The sequence below is a fragment of the Corallococcus terminator genome (assembly GCF_003611635.1).
GTDB classification, from domain to species: Bacteria; Myxococcota; Myxococcia; order Myxococcales; family Myxococcaceae; genus Corallococcus; species Corallococcus terminator.
This window is the reverse complement of sequence record NZ_RAVZ01000551.1, coordinates 1-3,520: the sequence shown is the minus strand read 5'-3', so window position 1 is coordinate 3,520 and position 3,520 is coordinate 1. Positions and strand designations below refer to the sequence as shown.

Sequence of the window (3,520 nt, the reverse complement as noted above, 5' to 3'; positions counted from 1 at the left end):
GGGCAAGCGGACGCTGGCCTTCCGCATCGCGTTGGACTCGGTGTGGGAGGAGACGGCCGCGGCGCTGGAGGGGATGACGGACCCTGAAGCAATGGTGGTGATGCTGGCGACGACGGGCGCGGTGTACCTGGGACTGTGGATGGTGCCGGAGCCGCTGCTGTCGAAGGGAATCGCGGCGGTGCTGACGGTGGGGCTGATTGGGTACCTGGGCTGGGACACGGTGTGGAGCCTCATCCAGGGGTGGAGGTTGCTGGCGGAGCAGGGAGGCTTCATCCTCGCGGCGGCGGAGCAGGTGCGAGCGGTGGCGGTGTCGTCGAGCGGTGTGGTGACGATTGAGCTGTCACCGGGCGCGGTGGCGATGGCGGCGCAGGGGCCGAGGTCAGGGGCGCTGGAGGTCTACGAGCACCACATCGCGACGAACAAGTGGTGGGAGGCGACGCACAACGGAGGGCCGTGGTCGCCCAGGTTCCAGGAACTCTTCGACCGTGCTGGGATGTCGTTGGATGATCCGGCGAACCGGGTTGGCATCCAGGGCCACAAAGGTCCCCACCCTCAGCAGTACCATGCAGCCGTCTATAAGCGCCTGAAGGATGCGCTGGGAAGATGTCGGAGTATCGAGCAGTGTCGAGGCGAACTGAAAGAGGCACTTCAATCGCTGGCCAGAGAGCTGCTTGAAAAAGGCAGCCAGCTCAATCAGTGGATTGCTCGGGACTGACGGACCTTGGCCATGACGACGCGATACTTCGAACTGTCCGATGACATGAGCATCCAGGAGCGCTGGTTGCTGGGCGAGGCGACGAACTCCCAGGGAAAGGAGATCGATGACATCTGGCAGTTCGCGGATGGATGCCCGGTTCAGGTGGAGGAACGTCTCAGGTTCCCTGTCCACCATCCTGGCACTCCTCTCGAGTTCTCCGAGACAAGCGTTGGAGCAGCGCCCATCGTGCATCAGCGGGTGGCGAACCTCTTCACGGAGCTGGCGCCTGAAGACGTGCAGGTCATTCCAGTCGATGTCGACGGGCAAACCGAGCCGTACTGCATCCTCGTTGTCACGAAGCTGATCCAATGCATTGACGATCAACAGTCAGCGGAGGTGTCGTATTGGACGCCGGAGGACGGGCGCCCCGAGAAGACCGGATCCTACCGGTCGGTCTATGACATGCGCATCGACACGACGAAAGTCGGCGATGCGAAGGTATTTCGTACCCGAGGATGGACGGGGGTGGTCATTGTCTCCGAGGACATCAAGGATGCCTTGGAGCGCGCGGGTGTCACGGGGGCGCAGTTCCAAGAAGTCACCGGCCCCAGCTCCGTCACACCCGAGGCTCGCGAACGACGGCTCAAGCTCCGGGCGCTCTACGAGCGGACGGAAACAGCCCGTGAGGCCTTCTGGCGCACGCTGGGCACTTTGGACAAGGACGCCATCATTCCTCCGGTCGTTGGAGGAGGCTGGCCCGCGCGACGTCAGGTCTGGCGCGTCATCCGCCGCCCAGAGGGCCGCACCCTCTTCGTCACGGACGGCCTGTCCGACTTCTACGTGGCCCGGGAAGAACCCTCCGTGGGCTTCGGCCTGGAACTCGCGCTGGAAACGGACGAGCCCGTCGCCGACGTGGCGAGTTGCTGGCAGCAGTTGCTCCTGGAGCACATCGGCAATGAACTCGCGGAGCACGAAGGCGTGCGCGAGAAGGTGAGGACGGGCTTCCTGTCCATGGAGGTGGACGGGCAGCGGATGCCCGAAACCCTCCTGACGAAGGACGGCCGTGTAGGCGTGCTGCTAGGCATGGAGACGCCGACGCTCCCCACCCACTTCACGATGCCCGACGGAGAAGTCCGACTCGTCACCGTCAAGGCGCTGATGCCCGCGGAGCTCACGTACCTGCTTGCGCACGGCAAGAACGGCCGTGAGGAACTCATCCGCCGCTTCAACGAACGAGGCCCCGGCCACCTGTCCCGCGCCTGGCGTCAGCCCGTGGTGTGACGCCTCACCCGCCGATTCCCACCGCGAGCAGCACGGCGAGCACCGCATACAGCGGCACGTTGAGCGCGAGCGTGAGCCGGTTGATCCGCCGGAAGCGCTCCTGCTCCGCGTCCGCGAACCACACCCCGTCCTCGCCGGTGGTGCGTCCCTCGACGGCCTGGTGGAACAGCGCCGCGTAGGCCACCTCCACGCCCAGACTCACCAGCACCAGTCCCACGAGCGCCAGCGCCCACACATCGCGCCCATCGAGCGCCCCCGCCCACTTCTCCCACGTGTACACGAGCCCCGCCCCCACGAGCGCGATGCACCCCAGGTCATGCCCCACGCCGTACGGAGGCCGCCAGTTGCGCGACACGTACAGCATGTAGAGCTCCGCCGCGCCTCGCAGCCACATGGACACCGCGAAGGCTCCCAGCACGATGCGCGCCTCGAAAGGGACGGACGCATCCATCGCCACCAGCGGGCACACCAGGAACCAGAGGAAGACCGCGTAGAGGAGCCACGCCAGCTTGGGCCCGGAGATGCGCCCACCTCGTCCTCCTCGCGTGTTCTGCCGGTGCCGGAAGAACGCCGCCGCGCCCGCGATCGCGAGCAGGAACACCACCAACAACACACAGGTCGCAGCAGAGAGCATCAGTAGGGACGGGGCCGGGGGTACTGCTCAGGAAAGCGAGCCACGTACCACGCCCGCAGCCGAGGCAGGTGCGTGAGCGACACGTGCGGGTGCAGGTGATGCACCACGTGCAAGCCCACATGGCGCGGCGCCAGGCCCCACCGGCCCAGCCACCCGAGTCCATGGTCGCGCGTGCACGCGAACACGTCCTCCAGCGACCGGCCGTGCGCAGGCGTGGCGGTGTGCTCCGCGAGCAACCGGTGCGCGTTGAACCCCGAAGCCACCAGCAGCGGAAGCCCATACCCCCACGCGACCTGGGAGGGCCACCGCAGCGCCAGGGCCAGCACGCCCAGGTGGAAGAGCACCTGACCGACTTCCGCGCGAGCACACGCGAGCACCTCCGCGTCCTGCGTCAGCACGCGTCCGGAGCGGTCTTGCAGGAACACGCGAGCGTACGGCGCGCGCAGCGCGGGGATGGCCCAGGCACAGAGTCCCACCGGGCCTCGCAGCACCCAGCCCGGAATCACGCCCAGCAGCAGCAGCCACCGCCACGCCGTGCGCAAGGGGCCTCCATCCGGCGGCTTGCGGTAGGGATCCGTCGGCAGGCCCGCGTCCCGGTGGTGGCGCAGGTGGTGGTAGCGCATGGCCTCCAGCGTGGACGCCACCGGGTAGCCCGCCATGACTGTCAGCGGACACAGTCTCCAATCCGGCGTTCGCGATGGCAGGTGGACCGCGTCATGAAGCAGCACGCCCAGCGCATGCAGCCGTCCCGCGACGAAGAGCACGGCCAGCGGCGCGAGCACGGGAGCCCACGCCATGACGAACCAGCCCAGCGCCATCCCCGCCCACTCCAGGGCGGTCAGGCGAAGCAGCCCGGACGGGGTGGAGGGCACGAGCAGGGCGCGGGGCACCGCCGCGCGGCGGGGCAG

General features: G+C 67.6%; 4 protein-coding genes. 2 read left to right on the top strand and 2 right to left on the bottom strand.

What is annotated here, in order from left to right:
- Positions 1-715: AHH domain-containing protein (locus tag D7V88_RS39875; RefSeq protein WP_208726739.1), on the top strand; the 715-nt coding region annotated here is incomplete at its 5' end.
- 12 nt (positions 716-727) lie between these two features.
- Positions 728-1,978 carry an imm11 family protein gene (locus D7V88_RS39870; RefSeq protein ID WP_120545736.1) on the top strand — a complete coding sequence of 417 codons (1,251 nt, stop codon included), beginning with the start codon at positions 728-730 and terminating at the stop codon, positions 1,976-1,978.
- Between the two features lie 4 nt (positions 1,979-1,982).
- Here D7V88_RS39870 and D7V88_RS39865 read toward each other — a convergent pair whose 3' ends face one another.
- On the bottom strand, positions 1,983-2,612 hold the full coding sequence (locus D7V88_RS39865) for a hypothetical protein (protein ID WP_120545735.1): 630 nt from the start codon (positions 2,610-2,612) through the stop codon (positions 1,983-1,985).
- On the bottom strand, positions 2,612-3,520 hold a 909-nt coding region (locus tag D7V88_RS39860), incomplete at its 5' end, for a fatty acid desaturase family protein (RefSeq protein WP_120545734.1). The genes D7V88_RS39860 and D7V88_RS39865, both read right to left, overlap by 1 nt.